We start from the raw sequence: 22,908 nt of genomic DNA, 5'->3' as shown, positions 1-22,908 counted from the left end.
TTGTATAACTTATTTACAATGCATAATATCTGTCCTGACGAATTTTATGGAGTAGAGAGAAATGATATGGCTAGGAGATTAATCTTAGCTTTTTCTTCGTATGAGGTAGAGCAAAACAATAAAAGAGCTACCTCAAAAGCTGGGAGGTGATAATTCTGGCTAATAAAGAAGTATACAGGCTTGATATAAAAGTCGGAGTTTCAGGAGATTCGGAATCAAAAAGTAAACTTACTGCAGTAGAAAAAATGACTCAGCAGATACAAAAGAAAACAAAAGCATTAAGTAAAATAACTGCAAATGCCACTGCAAAGCTTAAAGATGAAGCTTCAAGTAAGATAGAAAAATTAGATTCTAAGGTTAACAAATTAAAGAGCACTAGTATGACTTTGACAGCAAAAATGAAAGATGAAGCCTCAGCAACAGTAGAAAAGATACAAAGCAAAACCAAAAAGGTAAAAGAGGCAAATGTAGTAGTTAAAGCTAAAGATGAAGCAAGTAAAGTTATAACCGGAATTGAGAATAAAATAAATGGATGGATTAAGACAGGAGCTAAAAAGGTAATATCTATTGGAACTGCAGGTGTAATAGCAGCAGGGGGAATAGGCCTTGGCACATCGATAAAAACTTACTCAGAATATGAAAAGGGATTATCTAATGTCAAGGCGGTAACCAATGCAACTAATTCACAAATGCAGCAGTTAGATACCGCAGCCAAAAAGTTTGGTTCTACAACTGCATGGAGTGCTAGGCATGTAACAGAAGCCGAAGAATTGCTAGGACAGGCAGGGTTTAGTGTTAATGAAACAATAAGTGCATTGCCAGGTTTATTAAATCTTGCAAGTGCTGGAGATCTTGACTTAGCATCAGCTACAGATATAGCATCAGGAACATTAAGAGCTTTTAATATAAATGCTAGTCAATCAGGTCATGTAGCAGATGTATTAGCTTTATCAGCTAGTGCTACAAACTCTGATGTATCAGATTTGGGTGAGACCATGAAATATGTTGCACCAGTATCTCAAGCCTTAGGAATAAGCTTAGAGGATACAGCTGCCGCAAGTGGATTGTTAAGCAATGCAAACATAAAAGGATCTCAAGCTGGTACTGTTTTAAGGCAGACAATGGCGAGGCTTGCAAGTCCAACCAAGGAAGCTTTGGGGTTAATGAAAAAGTATGGAATTAATGCCTTTGATAGTGCTGGCAATATGAAGCCTTTAAGTGGAGTTGTAGACAACTTAAACAGTTCTTTAGGTAAGTTAACAAGTCAGCAAAGAGCAGATGTTATAAGTACAATTTTTGGTACAGAATCTATGTCTGGAGTGCTCGCATTGATGAATCAAGGCGGTAAAAGTGTTAGTGAATTAAGTCAACAGCTTAAAGATGCTAATGGAGCTGCACAAAAAATGGCTGATACTAAACTAGATAACTTGCAAGGACAATGGATTAAGCTTAAAGCAGCAGTTGAACATATGCAAATTACTTTAGGTGAGAAATTAGCACCATATGCGAAGCAATTTGTAACATGGTTAACTGGTAAAATGCCAGCAATTACAGACAAGATTGTTGAAATGGTCGATTATGTAAGTAAACATACGGAAGAAATTAAATCATTAGCTGAAACCGTAATAGGGTTAGGTGTTGCGTTTACAGCTTTGAGTGCAGCAGGAAAGTTAGGTAACGCAATCTCAGGGATTAGCAGTCTAGTAGGGATATTTAAAGGAGCTAAGATATCTACAGAAGTGGCCGAAGCGGCTGGGGAGATTTCAAAGTTAGGTGTAATAGGCAAGTTATTACCAGCAATATTTACTCCAGCAGGTTTTGCAATAGCTGCATCAGTTGCACTTATTGGTACAGCAGCAATTGCACAAAGCGATCTTATGAAGAAAAGTGTTACAACTACTACAGAAGAATTAGGGCCTATGGAAAAAGTTATGAATGCATTAAATGGCCATATAAACAAGTCAAAGAAAGAAATGGTTGATGCAGGTCTCATTTATGATGGTTTTGGAGAAGGCATTTCAGATAGTTTCAAAAAAGGTGCTCAAGATGCATCAAAGAGTTTATTAGGAATTGAAATGGATATAAAAAGATTAACTAATAGCGGGAATATGGATGAATCTAGTCTTAATAAGTTAAAGAACTATGTAAATGATTATGCATATGAAAGTATTAATGCCATGAAAGATCAGAAATCTAAAATTCAGGGTGAATTTCAGAAAACTTTCAGTATAGATGGAGTTACAAGCGATACTGAACAAAAAGTTATGGATTCTTTAAACACTTATTTTGAAACAGGTATAAATAAAGAACTTGATATAAGAGATGGCATTTATCAATTTGCAAGTGATAAAATAAAAGAACATGGAACGCTTTTGGATGAAGATATTAAAGAAATACAAGACAGATTAGCTAAAGCGAAAGCTCTTGAGTTAGAATACACTAAAGCACAAAATGCTTATGATGTGGAATATTCGAAGAATCAATTTACAAATGATGCAAGCAGGGTAACTGGCATAGATGGTGCGAGTGAATTAATGCAGAATAGAGCGAAAGACCACCAAGATTCCTTAGATAAAATAGAAAATAATTATCAAGGTACATTAGCTTATTATGATTCGTTGTTATCAAATACAGATTTATCAGATCAGCAAAGAGAAGATTTTCAAAAAGGCAAAGATGAGGCAGGCAAAGCAAGAGACGAAGCACTAAAGAAAGCACAACTTGATTGGAAATCAGATCTTGAAACATTGTATAAAGCATATCCACAGGCACAAGGAATGTTTAATGAAAAAACTGGAGCTAAGTTTAGTGATGAAGATATAGTCGCACATAAGGGTACAGATTACTTAAAAAGCCATTTTCAAAACTTGGACCAAGTTACTCAAGAAGGTTGGTATAGGATTAAGAATACTACAAGTGGGGAAATGGAGGATATTTATGCTACAGTTGATAAAGATACTGGAGAAATCAATGGAGCATGGAGTAAAACTGCTGGATGGTCTGGTGGATATACTGATGAGCTGAAGCAAAAAGTAAAAGAGCTTGGGGAAACACATGAGTCAGAGAGAGTAAGAATACAAAATTCATTAAGTGCACTTACTGGCAGTACATTAGATTCTAATAATCAAGTAATTAGTTCAACAGGGAATGTAATTGGCCAATTAAAGGGTGTTCAAGGAGCTACAGATGGAGCAATAACAGGAATAATAGATATAAATGGAACACCTATGCAGATAACTTCCAATGCTTCAGGACAAATAACAACAATGCAACAATACAAAGGATCAATAGATGATATTCCACCTAATGCGGATGTTCATATTAATAGTAATGCTAGTGAAGCTACAAGTGAAGTAAGTGGATTAATTAGTGAAGCAGATAAAGCAGATGGAAAAACTATAACTATAACAACTATATTTAAAAAGATTACTCAGTGGTTTGATGAAAAATTTGCTAGTGCCACAGAAGCGATTAATGATCACAGTACAGCTTTGAATTATAAAGAGAATTATACAGGTACAGACAATGCTACTCCTGGGTTAAACTCTGTTGGAGAGAGAGGAATGGAACTAGTACTTGGTAGAAGATTTTATAACTTCAAAGGTGGGGAAAAGGTATTAAATAATAAAAAAACGGTTGATCTATTAAAAGCATCAGATCAATTTAATAATGAACCGTTTAAAGTTAAACAAGGACAATATCAACTTGCTATTCCTCAAATTGCTACCTCAAGTGGTGGAAACAATATTCGAGTTGATGTACAAAATAATTTTGATGGCAGTCAGAATATTGATGATATGATATCACAAGCAACACAGGAATTTGCTTATAAATTAAAAGAAGCTCTTACGACTATTAAAAAATAAATATATTTGTGGTATGATTTGGTATAAAGGGGGAATAAATTTGAAGAATATTATAAAAATTACATTATGCTTTAGCTTATTTATATTTATAGGAGTATTAGGAATTGGGTGTTCAACTAAACCTAAAGGAGATCCGTTAGAAGTTATAAATAATTATTATGAGAATGTAAAGAACCATAAGTCTGATGAATCTTATGAACTTTTGGCTAATGAAAATAAAGCTCAATTTGAAAAAGATGATTTTGTTAAACTACATAATCTAAGAATGCAATCAGCTCCGTTAAAAGAAACTAAAATAGAAAAAACAAATGAGTATAAAGATAAGGATATAAACGGTACTAGATATAAAAATGTTGAAGAATTTACTGTAACTGAAACTTTACACGATGCTTATGAAGATAAAGATGTGAACAATCAATATAAAAGATATGTTGTTGGCGAAGATGGCAATTGGAAAGTATGTAGTGCAGATGAAAAAACGGATATCAAAGAAGATATATCTAAAGAAATGGCTAGAGTTTCAAGAATGTATATAGATGGAAAAGGGCAAACAAAAGATTTAAATAAAGCTACATCAATATTAACAGAAGCAGTAAGTGTTAAACCTGAGTATGCTCAAACTTATTATATGTTAGGCACTACTCTATCCAAATTAGGAAGATATGATGAATCTATAAACAATATACAGGAATTTCTAAACAAAACAAGTGAGGATAAGGAAAAATCAGATGCATATAATGTTTTAGGAGTAGACTATGAATCGAAGAAAGATTATTCCAAAGCTAAGGATAATTATAATAAAGCTATTGAATTAGATAATAATAATCAATATGCAAAAACTAATTTAGAGAGAGTAAATAATTTAAGTAAGTTAGGATTTTAAAACTAAAATAATAAAAGCACCTATAATAAATTTATTGTAGGTGCTTTTATTATTACTTAATATTAGAATGGAGCTGAGATATTGGATGTATATTTAAAAGATGAATCAAAAAATTATACTTTGCAATTTCCTGTTAATCCACTAGATAAGTTATCTAATCCTAAAGAGAAAAAATATATAACTGCAGATATTATAGATTTTGGAGAAGTTGATATTTATCAAAAAGGAAGTAAAATAAGGGAAATAAGTTTCAATTCATTATTTCCAAAAGAATATGACTCCTATTGTAGATACGTTCCGAATATGATGCCTATTGATTATGTTAATACAATTCAGTTTTGGATAGATGCAGATGTACCAGTTAGGCTTATAATAACAGATTTAAATATAAATGAATTGGTTAATATAAGTAAGTTTGAACCAGAAGTACGAGGTGGAGAAGTAGATGATATTTACTTTAGTATTACTTTCAGGACCTATAGGGAATTGAAAATTGAAACAGTAAACAACTCTTCAAGTTCTTATTCAGGTGGACTTCAGGATAATAGGTCAGATAATAGTTCAAGTCAATATGTAGATGGAGATGTAGTCAAAGTAACTGCAAGTGCATTGAATGTAAGAGATGGTCCAGGAACTGATAATAATATTATTGGAATTGTTTATAATGGTGAACAATTAACTATATTCAGACAGTATGGCAATTGGGCCGATACCTATTTTGGGGATTGTGGAGGTTATGTATGCTTAGACTATGTAACAAAGGTGTGATTGTATGGAACTTGTTTTAAAAAATAAATATAAAATACAAATATTAAGTGAGTCTGTAACACTTAAAGAAGCTATAGATGGAATAGCTTATACATTAAATATATCTCTCATAGAAACTCAAGAGTTAGAAAGTATAGGTATTAATAAAGGGGATTCTATAGAGCTTTTTGATAATGAGTTTGGTAGTGGATCTTATACTCAAGTTTTTAACGGAATTATATGGGAGATAAATAAAAATAAAAAATCCAAGAAAATCACAATAACAGGAAAAGAAAGAACAGTTGTTATTGAAGAGTCTGAGGATGAATACTTGTGGAGTGATGGACAGACAGCGTCACAAAGGACTAAGATAATTTGTGATGATTGGGGAATACCTATAGGTGATCTTATAGAAACTGGAACTGGGTTAGCTAAAGATAAAAGAAAAGAGTCTTTATATGGAATGATAAAGAAAGACTTAAAAGAGACTGCTCAAAAAGGTGGAGATCTTTATAAACTAAGAATGAATACAAGTTTAGATATAATTAAGCTTGGCTCAAATGAAACTATTTATAAATTAGATAATATCATTGAAGAGTTAGAAGAAAAAGATAGCTTAGATGGTGCAGTAACTCAAGTTAAAGTACTTGGGAAAGAAGATACAAAGAAAAAAGGTAGAAAGAGTGAGTCTGATAGTTCTAGTAGTTCAAATGAGAAGGAGCTTGTATTATCTCCGATTATAGGTGTATTTAAAAAAGATACCGAAACCTATGGAACATTACAAAAAATAGTAGATGATGATAAAGTAGACGATTATGCTAAAGCACAAGCTAAAGCTAATTGTCTTTTTTCGTCTGGTGAATCAAGCAAAACAGTTAATTGCTGTAAAGACATAAATATTTTAAGAAGTGGAGATAAAGTCAGCATTTATGATGAAGAAGTTATTATAACTGACATTACTCATAATTTAGGTTCAGGAGGGAAAATGACTTTAACTGTCATGAAAATTGATGATGTAAGGAGGAAATTCTATAGTGAGTAATAATGATGGAGATGTATTTAATGAAATTAAAAGAATAATGGATAGTAACACACATGGAGCTATTAAAGGAGCTATAGAAGGAACTGGACTTACGTTAGGAAGCATAACTGAAACTGGCCTTAAGCTAGACAATTTTAAACATGAATTTACTGATTACATGGTTTTGGACTATTTAAAATTAGAAGATAACTATGCAACAGAATCAGCAGGTGATCCAAGTCATTTTCATGAAATTAAAACACCTAGTAATCTTACAAAGCTTAATATAGGAGATAAAGTTTTAGTTGCTCAATTTGGAGCTGATAATGTTGTTATAGGAAGGGTGATTTCAAATGGCTGATTTATTTCCAAGTGGAAGTTTACAATCCACTGGCTTAGGTAATAACGACCTAACCACTGAATTTAAAGGATCATATGCAATTAATTTTGATACTATGGAATTTATTAAAAATACTGATGGGACAATAAAGGTGCTTGATGCTTATGAAGCATATATTCAATGGTGTAAGTTGGCTATGATGACTGCCAGATATAAGTATAGAGCATATACCAGTAAGTTTGGTAGAGACATTATAGGTAAAATGATAGATCAAAAAGCCATGGAATTAGAAATTAAAAGAGTTACAACAGAGGCGTTAAAGGTTCATCCGATGACTGGGAGTGTAGATAATTTTGTATTTGCATGGGAAAATGGCGAAGTTTATTACACCTATGAAGTCACAGCTACAAGTGGGCAGAGCACAGTTATTTCAAATACAGAAAAAGTGGGGTGATTAAATGGTTGATTTAATTCTTCCGGATTTTATAACAGAAAGTGCCGAAGATATTCATGCTAGGATGATTGCTGAAGCTCCAGAGAAAATTTCAACTATTGAAGGTGATATGTTTTGGAATTCAACAAGTCCATCAGCTAAGGAAATAGCAAGAGCTAAAAATATAGCGCTTAAGAAAATTTTATATTCAAGGTTTCCTCAAACAGCTAATGATGGTGACTTAGATTATTGTGGCGAAGAATCAGGAGTTAAAAGAAATGATGCTGATTATGCAATACAAAAGATGTTATTTATAGGATTGGAAGGGACTCCAATAGAAAAAGGTAGAATAGTTTGCACAGAAGCTACAGAAGAAAATGCATCAATTGAGTTTAGTATTTTAGATACGGTTACTATAAATTCAACTGGCGAAGTTACTGTGAATGCAAAATGTACAATAGCGGGCACAATAGGAAATGTAGCTATAGGAGAAGTTAAAATATTAGCTAAATCTCTAAATGGAATTTCTAGTGTTTCAAATATAGAAATAATCCAAAAGGGCGTTGATAAAGAAGATAACGAAAGTTATAGACAACGAATATTAGAAAAAGACAGAAAGCCAATAACTAGTGGTAATAAATATCATTATGAGATGTGGGCTAAAGAAGTTGATGGAGTCGGAGCTGCTAAATGTATCCCTGTCCCTGGTAATGTAAAAGTAATAATTACAGATGTAAATAAACATGCAGCTACAGCCGAACTTATTCAAAAAGTTTATGATTATATAGATTCTGTAAGGCCAATTTTGGCAGGGACATTAACGGTTGTAAGTGCAGTTGAAAAGGCTATTAATGTGATAGCTAATGTACAATTAGTAAAAGGATATAATTTAGGTACTGCTCAGAAAGAATTTGGCGATTTACTTGATAATTATTTAAAAGAAGTTCCTTTTGATTCTGCTAATACTGCTAATAACTATGTAAGTATAGCAAAGGCAGGGAATTTGCTTTTTAATGTAACTGGTGTAATAGATCATGCTGATTTAAAAATTAATGGATTAACATCTAATATAAGTCTTGCAGATGAAGAAATTGCGGTTCTTGGAACTGTAAATTTAGGGGTGATGTAGTTGGAGGTAAGTAAATTTAATGAAAAGCTTAATAAAGTTGATAATAATATTTATGTTATAGAGGAAATTGTAACTCCAGTTAAGGGCATTTATGAAGCAGAGCTTATACATGATAATGCAAATCTTAGTACATTAAACGTGTATACAGGTGCTAAACTTACAGGAGATAAGATATCTAATTACTCAACTTCAACTCCAAGTTTAACTCCATGGAAAACAATAATTAAGATATTCAGTGATAAATCACCTTTGTATATTTCTTATGAAACTACAGGAGATCAAGTTGAAGCTGAAGATATAAACAATCTTCAAGATGCGGTTGTTGAAACTCAAGAAAGCCTTAATAGTGAAATTGATAGAGCTATAGGTGCCGAAAACACATTAACAACTAATTTGACCAATGAAGTTAATAGAGCTACATTAGCAGAGAACACTTTAAATAATAATCTTAATTCAGAAATAAATAGAGCTAAATCAGCTGAAAGTACTTTATCAACTAATCTTAACTCGGAAATTACTCGTGCAAAAAATTCAGAATCAGCATTAAATGATGCTTTGGCTGCTGAAGTTAATAGAGCTAAAGCTAGTGAAAATACTTTAAATGATAACATTAATGAAGAAAAAACAAGAGCTGCTAATGCTGAAAAATTCTTGACAGATAATCTTTCTAGTGAGGTTAATAGAGCAAAACAAACCGAAGATTCTATAAAAAGTGATATAAATGCTAATAGGTCTAATTGGAATGATGCTTATAACAAAAGACATGTGCATAATAACAAAGAAATTTTAGATGGATTAGGTAAAAATGTTGATGGTGATCTAACTTTTAATGGAGGAAAAATCGTAAGTACCACAGTTAATGGACTAACAGATGATGTTACTATTCAGGGTGGAAATAATATAACAATTGTAAAAGAAGGAAATTCCATTGTTGTATCTGCAGCTGGAGGACAGGAAAAGATAGTGACTAATACACCGATATCAATCTTGACAACTAATTGGACATTAGATACGACTGTAACTCCAAGTAGATATAATGTAACAATACAGCATAATTTAAATGATTCTAATATTTTAGTTGGCGTATATAATGGAACGAAAATGCTGGAAATGGTTGAGGTCCAGATAAAAGATGATAACTCAATTATTTTATATAATTATGAGGCTATAGACTGTAAAGTAATAATTAATTCTAGTGGACAACCAACTGAAGTTATAGATAATCTAGATTCTAGTGAATCTAATAAAGCTCTTTCAGCTAAGCAAGGAAAAATATTAAAAGAATTGATTAATTCAGTCGAGGGTGGGGTTTTAATTGGAGATACGTTAGCTAATGCACAGCCAATAAGTCTATTCATGAAAATAATAGGCTAGAAAGGAGATTGATATATGGACATAGATAAAATATTAAAAAAGATACTACAAATAGATGACTTAGTATCCCAAAAACATAGTCACTCCAATAAGAACATTCTAGATTCTATAACTCAAGCTTTAATTAACAATTGGAATAATGCCTATACACATATATCAGATACGGTAAAGCATATTACAAGCACAGAGCGTACTAATTGGAATGATGCTGATAGCAAAAAGCATGTTCACTCAAATAAATCCATTTTAGATAGTATTAGTCAAAGTAATCTAAATAACTGGGACGACAAGTATACCCAAAATGAAGTCGATAATAAAATAAGCCAGGTTGTTAGTAATATGGATTGGAAAGAATCTGTAGCAACGTATAATGATTTGGCTACTACTTATCCGAATTCAGAAGATGGATGGACAGCGAATACAAAAGATACGGACATTACTTACAGATATAATGGAAGTGCGTGGATACCTATATCTGCAAATTCAATACCTCTTGCAACTTCAAGTGTTGATGGTAAAATGTCTAAAGCTGATAAGTCTAAATTAGATGGTATTGCTGCTAATGCAAATAATTATGTGCATCCTGCTAATCATCTGGCTACTATGATAACAGAAGATACAACCCATAGATTTGCAACAGATACGGAAAAGTTAAATTGGAATACTGCATATACAAATAACCATATCCATAGCAATAAATCTATTTTAGATACAATTACGCAAGCATTAATTGATAATTGGAATAGCGCATATACACATATTAGTGATACAATCAGACACATTACCAGTGATGAAAGAACCTTATGGAATACTGTAAGTAATAAGATTGATAAAGTTACTGGAAAAAGTTTATCTACAAATGATTTTGATAATAGCTATAAAGCTAAAATTGATGGTATTAGTACTAATGCTAATAAAGTTGAAGTAAGTACAACCAATGGGAACATAAAAGTAGATGGTGCTGAAAAAACAGTTTATGTACATCCTAGTGGTACCAATCCACATGGCACAACTAAAGCTGATGTTGGATTATCTAATGTTGATAATACAAGTGATTTAAATAAACCTATTTCAACAGCGGTTCAAAGTGCTTTGAATGGTAAAGCAAATAGCTCTCATACTCATACAAAAGCAAATATAACAGACTTCCCTACTAGTTTACCAGCTAATGGCGGAATAGCGAGTATGTTAGGCAATGCTGTTCTAGTATCAGATTATAATACATTAATCCCGTCAGCAATAGCGCAGGGGACAATAACACCAATAAAGGCTAACAATACGGCTAATTCACCTTGGAGCAACACTACATCAGGATTTTTAATTCAAAGTAATGATAGTGATAGTTTTCATATCTTAATATTTAGAAGTGGCGGAGATGGTTGGGCTTATAGATCGTGTTATCAAAACGTGTGGGCTGGATGGAAAATATTCAGTGCTGATGGACATAGCCATGATGATAGATATTATACTGAAACTGAAGCTGATACAAAATTTGCGACTAAAGATGAAGTATCTACTGCAGGTTATGGAGATATGCTGAAGAGTGTTTATGATAAAAATGGTGATGGTGTTATAGATAATGCAGATACTGTAGATGGAAAACATGCTAGTGATTTTGCTCCTAGTGGGTATGGGTTAGGTGGAAAAGGCCAAAGATTAAATACAAGTACTGACTTGAATAATATAATAGCTAATGGTTGGTATGACGTGCAGAATCCTGTAAATGGGCCGTATACGAGTGGATGGTTTAACTTCATGGTTATATGTAGTGGAGATCAAAGTTATTTAACACAATTAGGTTTTGGAATGACTGTTAATATAGGACATGTTTATATAAGAACTAAGAATGGAAATTCATGGTCAGCATGGATAGAACTCTACTCAAATTCAGTTAAGCCAAGTGCATCAGATGTAGGATTAGGAAATGTAGATAATACAAGTGATTTAAATAAACCTATTTCAACAGCAGTTCAAACTGCTCTTAATGGTAAAGCAAATTCAAGTCATGATCATGATGGAAGATATTATACAGAATTGGAAATAAATGCTAAATTAGATGGAAAATCAGATACTACTCATACTCATAATTATGCGGGAAGTTCAAGTACAGGAGGGGCCGCCAATAATGCAGTGAAATTAGCTACTCCTAAAATTATATCATTAATAGGAGATGCTGTTGGTTCAGGTCCATTTGATGGAAGTGAAGATATTTCTATTTTAGTATCTAGTAGACAGATAGCATTTGTTGGATCAGATATAGATGCATCAAATGGTTGGTATAAAGTGGCTTCACAAATTTGTAGTGGATATGGAGACACTAACATTACATTTATGGTTACATCAACATATGCTAATTATAATTTCGGTATATTACAATTGCAAATTAGGTCAGATAATACTTCTATATCATGCAGAAGATTATCATGGATATCAAGGACTGGATTAGACACTAATCACTATATAGTGGTTATAAATGGAATGACATGGACACTTTATGTATACCAACCTAATACTCGATATGGAAGAATATGCTTTGAAATATTATCAAGTTCATGTATTAGTAGTAAATTGCAAACATGGGCACTAAATTTCTCAGATAATAATACTAAAGAGGCTACTAATCCAATAGCAACAGTTGCTAGTTCAGATGGAGCTATTGTTAATTATGCAAATTCTTCTGGTTTTGCAACTAAAGCAACTCAAGATTCTGACGGCAAACAGATTAATACTACTTATATTAAGAAAAATTGCACATGGAATGATTTAAAGGGGGTATAGGATATGGCAACTAGAAAAATACAAGTGACAGATTCTAGTGGTAATATTTATTATTTTGAAACTCAAAGTGATATTGTAAAAGTGACCTCCGATAAATTTGATAATGATAATGTTAAGGATGTATTAGAAGAGATAGAAGAAAAAACAGTTAAAAAGAAATGTACATGGAACGACTTGAAAGGGGTATAGTATGTATGGATCAAATCAATATGGATTAGTAAAATATGCTGAAAATACTATAACACCTGTAGATATAGAAAAATATAAAATTGATTTAACTAAATATGTACCACCATTTGTGATTGAAATTCCAGAAATGAAAGCTTCCTATGATGTGCAAGGCACTGAATTAGGAGGCTTTCTATATTATTCAGATGATGTAAAAAAGCAACTCCACATAGATACAGCTACATGGGGATTAGTTTACTGGGAAGAAAGATATGGAATTGAAACTAATTTAGATTTAAGTTATGAGCAAAGAAGAGAAATGGTAAAAGCCAAAAAAAGAGGTCAAGGTACAACGACTATGCAGATGATTAAGAATGTGGCTGAAGTCTTTAGTGGAGGTGAAGTTAATGTTATAGAGAATACTGGACCTTATATATTTACTATACAGTTTGTTGGAGTTAAAGGAATTCCACATAATATGCAAGCTTTTATAAATATGTTGGAAGACATTAAGCCAGCCCATTTAGGCTATGAGTTTAAATATACTTATACTGTTTGGAATTTCTTAAAAGAAAAGAAATTAACCTGGAATAATTCAAAAGCTAAAACATGGAATCAATTAAAAGTTTATGAATAAAGGAGAGTGATTAAATGTTAACTACAACTAATTATGGACTAAAGAAACCCGAAGGTACTGATGTAGTTGATATCCAAAATTTTAATGATAATGCTGACATTATAGATCAAGCTTTAAAAAAGCATGATTCATCATTGTCAGATATGGTGTATCAAACAGCAGGCGGATCTGCTACAGCAATAACACTTACAATTAAAGGAACGTTAATAAATGGATATCCAATAACTTTTATAGCAAGTGTAAACAATGGCGGAGCAGCAACCACTATAAATGGGAAAAAATTATATAAACCAGGAACAACAACATTGCCAAACCTAATATCAGGAAAAGCATATACAGTCTGGTATAATTCAACTGGAGATAGTGGTAATGGATGTTTTTTTATCAAAGCTAGTGCAGAGGGTGACGCTGATGTTTCTCATGTACTAGCAACTAAAAAATTCAGCAATGATAATGATACAGGATTAGTCGGAACAATGCCTAATAATGGAGCTATAGTTCAGTCATTGCCGATAAATGGTTCCTATACAATTCCTAAAGGATATCATGATGGAACTGGAAAAGTGACTCAAAGTATTCCAACAAAAGCTGGAACAACAATTAATCCTAGTACATCACAGCAAGTAATACCAGCAGGTCAATACTTGTCTGGTGATCAAACAATAGTAGCTATAACTGGAACAGCAACAGATGCAGATGTAGTAGCAGGTAAAACATATAATTCAGCAGCGGGTATATTACGTACTGGAAGTGCAACAATAGCAAGTTTAGGTGGAAGACAATTTAAAAGTGGTTCATTTGTTGGAAATCTTGGTGCAGTTACGGTAAACTTACCATTCAAACCTAGCATAGTGTATATGTATTGGAATTATTACGGTACTTTAATGAAGAGCGTTCTTTTTAGTGTCGTTGATCCCAATACGTTCTATAACCTGAGCGGAACTGGAACTTCAGTAGGTAGTGTTGGAAATAACTTTTTCACAAGAAACGAGACGAGCGATGCTACTTGGTATTGGTATGCTTGGGAATAAATTTAATTAAAAATAGGGAGTGAACAATTATGAAAACATTAGTGATATATGACAATGAAGGTTATATATACCTACAATTAACATCAGAGAACAATAGAATACCACAAGGAGGAATTAATTATTTAGAAGTCGAAGTTCCAGTGGGGAAATATATAAAAAGTATTGATGTCTCCATTACACCAAACGAACCAATATATGAAGATATGCCAAAAACAGATATAGAGAAACTACAAGAACAGGTAGAAAATTTAGCGCAAGCAAATGCAGAGCTAACAAGTATAGTAGCAATGGGAAAAAACAATGATTAGTATAATAAATTTAATTTTAAGGAGAGTGTTTAGAATGCAATTTAACAAAAATAGTGGATGTGTAAAAGTATGGGTAACATTAATAGTAGGAGGTACTTATGAATATAAAGATGTTCCCAATCTCTTAAATTTACAAGAGCAAGTAAAATTAGTTCTTGTGGATATGGGAGCTATTGAAGATACAACAGTAGAAAGTACTTCATCATAGGAAAATATGACATAGTAATTAAATAAAAAAATCAAAGCATGATTAGGGACTTTTAAGAGGTCTTTTTTTGTGCTTAATTTTATGCAAAATTTGAAACAAGGATGTGAACTATGGATAAATACGCTAAAAGTGGTTTCTTCACAACAATCGCAGTATTGGGTGGGTGTTTGGGGGATGTTTTAGGGGGATTAGATGTAAAATTAAAAGCTCTATTAATATGTATGATTTTAGATTATATAAGTGGTCTAATGGTAGCAGTAATTTTTAAAAATTCAACTAAAACAGAAACAGGAGGGGCACAAAGTCAGGCAGGATTCAAAGGGTTAGCTAAAAAGATATGTATTTTATTTCTTATCATGGGAGTTAATCTTATAGATCAAGTATTAAATACAAATGGTTTCTTTAGAAATGCTGCAGTAGTAGGATTTTTTGCAAATGAAATTATATCATTAGTTGAAAATGCTGGATTAATGGGTTTAAATGTTCCTCCAGCGATAAATGATGCAATAGACGTTTTAACAAAGAAAAAGAATAAAAGAGAAAATTAGGCAGTTTAGGCTGCCTTTTTTGATAAAAAATTTTAAGGAGATGTTTTAAACATGAATACAAATTTACAAAATCAAATTATCAATGAATTAATTATTATTGGTGGAATATTAGCTCCATTATTAGCAGCATTAAGAGCTATGTGGAAATCTAAATTAAATGAACTAGCAGAAAGTAAAATTAAATCAATTAAAAACGAGGATTTAAGAAATGCAGCTCAAGCTGCTTATGATACACTTCAAGATTTAATCCCTCAAGAAATCACTAATGCTGAAATAGCATTAAAACCAGCTATATTACAAGCTATTGCAGATGGTAAAGCCACTAAGGATGAGTTAGGCAAGTTGAATGATATTGTTAAGGATAAAGTATTATCACAGTTAACAGATGATGCTAAAAAAGCATTAGAAGCTAAAATACCTGATATTAATAGCTATTTAACAAGTAAGGTAGAAACAGTTTTATCTAAACTTAAACTTGATCCATCGAGTGTTGTATCTAAAACTATTATACCTGAGCCAAGCGAATCTAATAAAGAGCCACAAACAGTTAGCTTAGAGGAGTATCAAAAGCTATTAAATGAGAATGCTCAATTAATAGCTCAGGTAGAGTCAGCTAAAGCTATCTTTAATGGAGATAAGACAAATAATCAAAACATAGATATTTCAACTAATATAAATTCTAGTGAGGAATTAAAAGATACTTCAAAATCTGATGAAGTAGAAGCTTAACATTTAGAGTAGTATTAAAAGACTGCTCTTTTTATTTTATAAAGAAAGAGGTAGTAAAATGAGTTACATTAAAGGTATAGATATATCAAATAATAATGGAAGTATAGACTTTGGATCAGTTGCAGGTGATGGAGTACAATATGTTTATTTAAAGGCTACAGAGGGAGCTACATTCAAAGATAGCACAATGGAAGAGTTTTATTCTAAATGTAAAGAAAATGGACTAAAAGTTGGAGCTTATCATTTTCTAGTAGGAACTAGCACTCCTGAAGCACAGGCACAAAATTTTTATAAAAAAATTAAAGATTTTGAGTGGGATATGGTACCGATGATGGATATTGAAACTAAATTTCAAGGATTGGCCAACTATATAGAAAGATTTATTATTGAATTTAAGAAATTAAGTCCACTAGCATTAGGTATATATAGTTACACAAGTTTCTTAGATGCTATTGCAGATGCTGAAGGTATAATTAAAGATATGCCTTTCTGGGAAGCTAATTATAATGATGATCCATGGAATTTATCATCAAATTTCTTTACAAATAGAATAGGCCATCAATATACTGAAACAGGCCATATTAATGGTGTAAGTGAAGAATGCGATGTAAATTCATTTACTGAAGGAGTTTTATTGGATAATAGAACTATACCTGGAGAATGGATAATAAAAGATGGTAAGTGGTGGTATAGACATGAAGATGGAACATACACAGCTAACAACTGGGAATATATATCTGGTAAATGGTATTTCTTTGATGAAGAAGGATGGATGGCCTATGATTGGAAGAGGTATGGAGATAGTTGGTACTTGTTAGGTGATTCTAGTGATGGAGCTATGAAAATTGGATGGCAGAAGATAAATAATAATTGGTATTACTTTGATACGGATGGAGCTATGGTTACTGGATGGTTTAAGGTAGATGGATATGATTATTTAACTTACTCTACTGGTGAGCTTATCGCAGATATCGATATATATGGTTATCATTTCGATAAAGATGGCCATGCAACAAAATTAAATAGCTAATTATAAAAAACAAAAAGGCAGCAACCTAAGCTACCACCAATACATTTTGCAAAATTATTATAACCAAAGCTTTTCTTAAAAGTCAGTTTTTAAACAATATATCCCAATCAAACAATTATTTATCATAAGTGTTAATAATACTAAATTGACAAAAATATAAAACAATATACAATTATAGTATAAATGTAAATAAAGGGGAGATAATAATGTCGAAAATGACAAAATGTAAGACATGTGGGGCTGATATAGCTAAAAGTGCTAAAGCGTGTCCAAGCTGTGGAGCAAAAAATAAAAAGCCTATTTTTAAAAGAGGGTGGTTTGTATTCATTGCTTTAGTAGTAATAATAGTTGCTTTGGCATCAGGAGGAAACAAAGGCAAGAATGCAACAGATGAATCTCAAGAAACTACTAGTACATCAACCGCTAATACGAACAAAGACGAACCTAAACAAGAAAAGGCGAAAGATACTACAAATGATAATGTACCTAAAGAATATCAATCAGCATTAAAAAAAGCAAATATTTATGCTAATCAAATGAATCTATCTAAAAAAGGCTTATACGAGCAATTAACATCAGATGCGGGAGAAAAATTTCCTGAAGAAGCTGCACATTATGCTGTAGATAATGTAAAAGCAGATTGGAAAAAGAATGCATTAGCAAAAGCTAAAATATATCAGAATAAAATGAGTATGTCTAAGAGTGGTATACATGACCAACTAGTATCAGATGCGGGAGAAAAATTTACTGAAGAAGAAGCACAATATGCTGTAAATAATTTAGAAAATTAAAAATAATATAAATAATAATTATAGTAATAAAAAAGTATTTTATAGAAGCTAGGATTAATTTTCCTAGCTTTATTTTTAGTTCTAAATATGAAACTTGAATACTAAATTATAAGTTCTAAAAATAGAAATTAAATAAGTAATAGTTTTAGAACTTAATTAAAGTTGCACTTTTAGAACTACATATATTACTTAGGTACTATATTGATTAAATTTATAATAATTGCTCTATATTACCACTATAGGGTAAAAAAATAAGACTAGGATTTCTCTTAGTCTTTCTTTGTTTCCCATTTAATTTCATATCCAATTATATCAGCTATTTGTAATACTTCACCATATCTTAAAGTCTCATTATTGATTTTTTTACTTAAATTCTGCATTCCAAAATTAGTTCCATTAATTCTATTTAATTCCTCTTGAACTTTAGAAATATTCCAACCTGATTTAATAATATATGATTTTAAATCTTCTTTTATACCCATGATATCACCTCTAACTTAATTATAATATAAAGCATATAATTATTCAAATAAATATAATATTAAACTTTAAGGTTGAAAAATATATTGACAAATTATAATTCTAAGTATATTATTAAACTATAAAGTTGAATATTAACCAATTAAGAGTAATAAAAGAGGTGAAACCAAAATGACTAAGGATTATTTAAAATTTAGAAACTCAATCAAAAAAGATGAAAACTTATCTTTAGAAGAAGGATATATGCTAGAACTTATCTTTGATTATTACAACACGTCTTGTGGGTATGCATACCCGTCTTATGAAACACTCATGTCAGATTTAAAAACAAAAAGGAAAGCTAAAGTTTCTAAACTATTAAAATCTTTAGTTAAAAAAGGCTACATCTCAATAACAAAGGTTGGAAAGAAAAACACATATAAATTATTAAAATATCTATCTTTAAACAATCCTGTAGATAGTAACGGAAAGCCACCTATAGATGGTCAAATACATTATACAGATATTACTGATGAAGAAAAGGAAGTAATAGAACTTGGATTCACACAGAAGCAAGCTAAAAGCCTTTTACAAGTTGCTAAAGATAAAGTAGATAAAATAGTAAAAGCATTTAACTATGCGAAAGAAAAAGGTGCGGATAACATATATAGTTATACTCTATGGGCAATTAATAACATAAGTAAAATTAAAAATATTCTTAAACCTGTAGATAATGAAAATTGGAATCCAAAGACTAAGTTTGATAATTTTGAGCCAAGGCAATATAATTGGGATTCACTAGAAGAAAGATTATTAGGATGGGATGCATAATAGAAAGGATATGTTAAGTGATGGAAAGAATCGTTATAGATTATAGTAGGCATGATAATTTACGAGATAACTATTCAGATAAATATAAATTTGAAGCTCGTAAACTTATTGATAATATCAGTGATGAAATAAGAGCATTAAAAGATCTTAGTATAATAAGTTTATTTGCTGAAATGAAAGAAGTTAGATGGATAGAATCAGGAAAGATTGAACCTGTATATTCTTTAAATATAAATGAAAAGTATCTTTTGCAATTTAAAATTAATGAACTTATTAAAATAGGCGATGCGAAAAAAATAGCAAAAAGGTTAAATGAGATTATATCTAAAAAAACAAGTTATATAAAAAGGCAGCAGCTTTAAGCTACCACCACATCTAACAAATATAGTATAGCTTAAAGTTGCTTAATAATCAAGGAGGTTTTAATATGGATATTATAAACCAACTAAAGATTTTTACAGCACTTAGTGGCACTGCAATGGTAGGAGGAGAAGTATTGTCTTATTATATTAAACACTATATAAATAAGGCTGATAAACTTGCTACCGCATATGTAGACGATGGATTAGAATTAGAAGATATACTTGGAGAAGATGGGATAATATTATCTAAAGATTTGCAGCTAAAAGAAAAATATGATTTTGAAGGTTCTGTTACTTTCGGACCAACTGGATCAGGTAAAACAACAAGTGAATTTATACCTAATTTATTGAGTAATGATTTAAAAGGTTCAATTATAGTTACAGATCCAAAAGGGGAATTATTTAAATTAACTAGCAAATACCAAGAAAAAGTATGTAAGAGAAGAGTTTTGAAATTTAGTCCTTTAGAGCCAGATAAAAGTGAAAAATATAATTTGCTAACTTCATGTAAGGATAATTCTGAGGTTGTAGAGTTAGCAAGCACATTATTAATCAATGGGGCTTTAAGTATAGAACTAAGTACAGGGAAGAAGACTGGTGGTGCTGAATGGGTACAAATGGCTGAACCTTTGTTAGCTGCAGCTTTATTATATGCAAGAGATCAAGAATATCCTTTTAATAATATAGAGCTTGCATTTAAGCTTATTATAAATTTAGATACAGAACAGTTAGACATTTTATTTTCTCAATCGGACAATATAGATATAAGAACACAGTGGAGTATATTCAAAGTTGTAGGAAAAGCTGACAGAACTGAAGGGAGTATAAAAATAACATTAGCCAGTAATATGAAACTATTCACAGATTACAGAGTCAATATGACAGGAGCAGAAAGCACTTTTGATTTAGAGAGCTTTAGAAAAATTCCTACGATAATATATGTAACTTATCCTGAAAACAAGAGTAGCTATATAGGACCTTATATAGCTCCATTCTTTAGTCAAGCTATAAATAAACTATTAGATAATTATAATGATGAATCATTGCCTGTAACAACACTATTTGATGAATTCGGTAATATTGGTATGCTTAATAATATGAGCATCAATGTGGCTACAATAAGAAGTAGAAGAATTAGCATGAATATATGTTTACAATCCATAACGCAGCTATATCAAGTGTATGGAAGAGAAAACGCCAAGGCTATATTAAATAATCTTAAAACTAAAATAGTACTACCAGGGCTAAGTGATATTGATACTTTAAACTATATAAGTAGTTTGTGTGGAGATAAGGAAATAACCATATGTAATACCACTGTAAATAAGCAAAGCACTACACATAGTTATTCTAAGACAAAGGTTAAGTTATTTGAAAATAGTGAATTAAGGTGTCTAAAGGAAAATGAAATGCTAATGGTGATTTCTAATAAGCAGCCAGTAATCACCACTCAAAACAGATACTATGAAAATGAAAGGTATACTAGTAATATATTTAAAAATACTTCAAATATTCCTAGTTATAATACTAAGGATACTCAGATTTCGATAGATAGAAAGTTAAAGAATATGAAACTTCAACTCGAATTAGAGGATGATGTTGAAGATGCAGGAAAAGAATTATTCCAATAGTGAATACATTAAGGATGAATATAGAAATGAGAGACAAGAATTAGAAAAATACAACCAAAAGGTAACTGGAGCTAGTCCAATAAGATATTTTTGTGTATTTCGTGTAGGGAAGAAGATAAAGAATTTAAATCAAATTGAGATGTTTGAAAAACATATGAATAGAGAAATGAATGTTTTTAATGCAGATCCTACGCATAGAGATAAAAATAGAATTCTTATAGGAGATAAAAATGTCCATGAAAATGTAAAGAGATATATTTATGGTATAAAAATAAGAAGTAATGCAAATTTGGGAGTAGACTTAGTGCTAAGTGCAGGAAATAGATTTTATTATAACTTACCTAAAGAAGAGCAGGAGATATGGATACAAGAAAATATTAAGTTTTTAAAAGAAAATTTCGGTGATAATTGCATTTATGCTTGTCTTCATATGGATGAAACAACACCACATCTGCATGCTTTAATAGTTCCTAAGTTTTGGAATGAAGAAAAAAAGAGGTATGAATTATCTAGTAATAAATATTTTGATGGTATAGAAAAACTGAGAGATTGGCAGGATAAATATGCTGATCATATGAATAGTAAATTCAATAATCTTATTCGGGGGATTAGAGGTTCAAAGGCCAGGCATACAGATATAAAGACTTATTACAATTTGATAACAAAGAAACTTGATGTTATGAATGGCAACCAAATCGAAGCTTATGCCAAAAGAAATTTTCTGTTAGAAAAAAGACTTGAGGCGCTAGAATATACATTGGCTAGAATGAATGAGAATGGAGATACAGATAAACTATTAAGAAAAGTTAATAAGCTAGAGAAAAATAATAAGATCTATAAAGACACAATTAAGGAAATTAGTAAAAAGTACGGAATTAAGGAAAAAGAAATATTAGAGTTAGTAGATAAAGTGCAGGGGAAGAATAATAAAAGCGAGAGGGAAAAGTAAGTGAATAAATTATCAAATGTAATCTCCAAACTAACTTATAAATTAAGCGGCCATGAGCGTGAAAATGAATTAGAATACCAAGAATATCTAGAGTATTTACTAGATAAAGCTTATGAAGAAAATGATGATTTAAAAACGGAACTAAGAAATTATAAAAATGACTATTTAAGCACAGAGAATATCTTATTAAAAGAAAAGAACAATAAATTAGATAATTTATGTTCAAAACTTACGCAAGAAAACTCATGTATGGAAAAACATATTGATGAATTAGATGGAGAAGTTGAATCGCTTATAGATTTAAATTCTAAAAGTAATCAAGATTATATGGATTTGGAGAAGTATAACAAGGTGATTGAAGATTCTAATAAAAATCTATTGAAGAAAAATAAAATATATAAGGATGTAATAAATGTTCTATGCGAAAAATATAGTATAGATCATGAAGAAGTATTTGAGATTGTTGATACTATTAAAAATGATAAAAATAATGCTATTGAAATACAAAGATAATATTAGAATTTTATTGGAAGGCTTAGGCCTTCTTTTTTGAATAACGGAAAATAGAATGGAGTTTATCTTAATTTGATAATAGGCTATTATCACTATTATGTTAATGTTTTGATATACATAATGTTTATCCATAAATACTGCT

24 protein-coding genes are annotated in these 22,908 nt (G+C 31.1%); 23 read left to right on the top strand and 1 reads right to left on the bottom strand.

Annotated elements, in window-relative coordinates; all coding sequences use genetic code 11:
* Positions 1-146 precede the first annotated feature (146 nt).
* From ACJDTP_RS10955 to ACJDTP_RS10870, 18 genes are all read left to right on the top strand, one after another.
* Positions 147-3,866, top strand: a complete 3,720-nt coding sequence (locus ACJDTP_RS10955) for a phage tail tape measure protein (RefSeq protein WP_406761203.1) — start codon at positions 147-149, stop codon at positions 3,864-3,866.
* A 40-nt stretch (positions 3,867-3,906) separates the two neighbouring features.
* Positions 3,907-4,749 carry a tetratricopeptide repeat protein gene (locus tag ACJDTP_RS10950; protein ID WP_406761202.1) on the top strand — a complete coding sequence of 281 codons (843 nt, stop codon included), beginning with the start codon at positions 3,907-3,909 and terminating at the stop codon, positions 4,747-4,749.
* Between the two features lie 81 nt (positions 4,750-4,830).
* Positions 4,831-5,517 (top strand): SH3 domain-containing protein, encoded by a 687-nt coding sequence (locus ACJDTP_RS10945; RefSeq protein WP_406761201.1) that lies wholly within the window; start codon positions 4,831-4,833, stop codon positions 5,515-5,517.
* Between the two features lie 4 nt (positions 5,518-5,521).
* A complete protein-coding gene (locus tag ACJDTP_RS10940; protein ID WP_406761200.1) occupies positions 5,522-6,538 on the top strand; it encodes an XkdQ/YqbQ family protein in 1,017 nt (338 codons plus the stop codon).
* A complete protein-coding gene (locus tag ACJDTP_RS10935) occupies positions 6,531-6,878 on the top strand; it encodes a hypothetical protein (protein WP_406761199.1) in 348 nt (115 codons plus the stop codon). Before ACJDTP_RS10940 ends, ACJDTP_RS10935 begins: the two co-directional genes overlap by 8 nt.
* Entirely contained in the window at positions 6,871-7,311 is a 441-nt protein-coding gene (locus tag ACJDTP_RS10930; protein WP_406761198.1) for a DUF2634 domain-containing protein, read from the top strand. Before ACJDTP_RS10935 ends, ACJDTP_RS10930 begins: the two co-directional genes overlap by 8 nt.
* Positions 7,312-7,315: 4 nt before the next feature.
* Positions 7,316-8,419 carry a baseplate J/gp47 family protein gene (locus tag ACJDTP_RS10925; protein WP_406761197.1) on the top strand — a complete coding sequence of 368 codons (1,104 nt, stop codon included), beginning with the start codon at positions 7,316-7,318 and terminating at the stop codon, positions 8,417-8,419.
* Positions 8,420-9,793, top strand: a complete 1,374-nt coding sequence (locus tag ACJDTP_RS10920; protein WP_406761196.1) for a hypothetical protein — start codon at positions 8,420-8,422, stop codon at positions 9,791-9,793.
* A gap of 15 nt (positions 9,794-9,808) precedes the next feature.
* Positions 9,809-12,571, top strand: a complete 2,763-nt coding sequence (locus ACJDTP_RS10915; RefSeq protein ID WP_406761195.1) for a pyocin knob domain-containing protein — start codon at positions 9,809-9,811, stop codon at positions 12,569-12,571.
* Positions 12,572-12,574: 3 nt separating this feature from the next.
* Complete coding sequence (locus tag ACJDTP_RS10910) at positions 12,575-12,760, top strand: hypothetical protein (protein WP_161223552.1); 186 nt, start codon at positions 12,575-12,577, stop codon at positions 12,758-12,760.
* A gap of 1 nt (position 12,761) precedes the next feature.
* Positions 12,762-13,376 (top strand): YmfQ family protein, encoded by a 615-nt coding sequence (locus ACJDTP_RS10905; protein ID WP_406761194.1) that lies wholly within the window; start codon positions 12,762-12,764, stop codon positions 13,374-13,376.
* A 14-nt stretch (positions 13,377-13,390) separates the two neighbouring features.
* Positions 13,391-14,407, top strand: a complete 1,017-nt coding sequence (locus ACJDTP_RS10900) for a hypothetical protein (protein WP_406761193.1) — start codon at positions 13,391-13,393, stop codon at positions 14,405-14,407.
* A 29-nt stretch (positions 14,408-14,436) separates the two neighbouring features.
* Positions 14,437-14,715 (top strand): hypothetical protein, encoded by a 279-nt coding sequence (locus tag ACJDTP_RS10895; RefSeq protein ID WP_077844374.1) that lies wholly within the window; start codon positions 14,437-14,439, stop codon positions 14,713-14,715.
* A gap of 34 nt (positions 14,716-14,749) precedes the next feature.
* Positions 14,750-14,923, top strand: coding sequence for a hypothetical protein (locus ACJDTP_RS10890; RefSeq protein WP_241396319.1), 174 nt, complete (start codon positions 14,750-14,752; stop codon positions 14,921-14,923).
* Positions 14,924-15,033: 110 nt separating this feature from the next.
* Positions 15,034-15,471 carry a phage holin family protein gene (locus ACJDTP_RS10885; RefSeq protein WP_406761192.1) on the top strand — a complete coding sequence of 146 codons (438 nt, stop codon included), beginning with the start codon at positions 15,034-15,036 and terminating at the stop codon, positions 15,469-15,471.
* A gap of 51 nt (positions 15,472-15,522) precedes the next feature.
* Positions 15,523-16,200 (top strand): hypothetical protein, encoded by a 678-nt coding sequence (locus ACJDTP_RS10880; RefSeq protein ID WP_406761191.1) that lies wholly within the window; start codon positions 15,523-15,525, stop codon positions 16,198-16,200.
* Between the two features lie 58 nt (positions 16,201-16,258).
* Entirely contained in the window at positions 16,259-17,230 is a 972-nt protein-coding gene (locus ACJDTP_RS10875) for a GH25 family lysozyme (RefSeq protein ID WP_406761190.1), read from the top strand.
* A gap of 206 nt (positions 17,231-17,436) precedes the next feature.
* Positions 17,437-18,021, top strand: coding sequence for an Ltp family lipoprotein (locus ACJDTP_RS10870; RefSeq protein ID WP_406761189.1), 585 nt, complete (start codon positions 17,437-17,439; stop codon positions 18,019-18,021).
* A 269-nt stretch (positions 18,022-18,290) separates the two neighbouring features.
* Here the strand turns inward: ACJDTP_RS10870 and ACJDTP_RS10865 are convergent, their stop codons facing one another.
* A complete protein-coding gene (locus tag ACJDTP_RS10865; protein WP_406761188.1) occupies positions 18,291-18,503 on the bottom strand; it encodes an LLM class flavin-dependent oxidoreductase in 213 nt (70 codons plus the stop codon).
* Between the two features lie 169 nt (positions 18,504-18,672).
* On the opposite strand from ACJDTP_RS10865, the gene ACJDTP_RS10860 reads away from it, so the two are divergent.
* The 5 genes from ACJDTP_RS10860 to ACJDTP_RS10840 all read left to right on the top strand — a co-directional run bounded on the left by ACJDTP_RS10860 (position 18,673) and on the right by ACJDTP_RS10840 (position 22,766).
* A complete protein-coding gene (locus tag ACJDTP_RS10860) occupies positions 18,673-19,311 on the top strand; it encodes a helix-turn-helix domain-containing protein (protein WP_406761187.1) in 639 nt (212 codons plus the stop codon).
* Between the two features lie 20 nt (positions 19,312-19,331).
* A complete protein-coding gene (locus ACJDTP_RS10855) occupies positions 19,332-19,673 on the top strand; it encodes a hypothetical protein (protein WP_406761186.1) in 342 nt (113 codons plus the stop codon).
* Positions 19,674-19,738: 65 nt separating this feature from the next.
* Complete coding sequence (locus tag ACJDTP_RS10850; RefSeq protein ID WP_406761185.1) at positions 19,739-21,304, top strand: type IV secretory system conjugative DNA transfer family protein; 1,566 nt, start codon at positions 19,739-19,741, stop codon at positions 21,302-21,304.
* Positions 21,279-22,253: a MobV family relaxase gene (gene mobV / locus ACJDTP_RS10845; protein WP_406761184.1), complete on the top strand. Its 975-nt coding sequence runs from the start codon at positions 21,279-21,281 to the stop codon at positions 22,251-22,253. The genes ACJDTP_RS10850 and mobV overlap by 26 nt, the downstream gene beginning before the upstream one ends.
* Entirely contained in the window at positions 22,254-22,766 is a 513-nt protein-coding gene (locus tag ACJDTP_RS10840) for a hypothetical protein (protein WP_406761183.1), read from the top strand.
* The last annotated feature ends 142 nt before the right edge of the window (positions 22,767-22,908 follow it).

The sequence above is a fragment of the Candidatus Clostridium helianthi genome, from assembly GCF_045310795.1.
GTDB classification, from domain to species: domain Bacteria; phylum Bacillota; class Clostridia; order Clostridiales; family Clostridiaceae; genus Clostridium; species Clostridium helianthi.
Note: the sequence above shows the minus strand (reverse complement) of the source record. Positions and strands in the feature narration are given on the sequence as shown.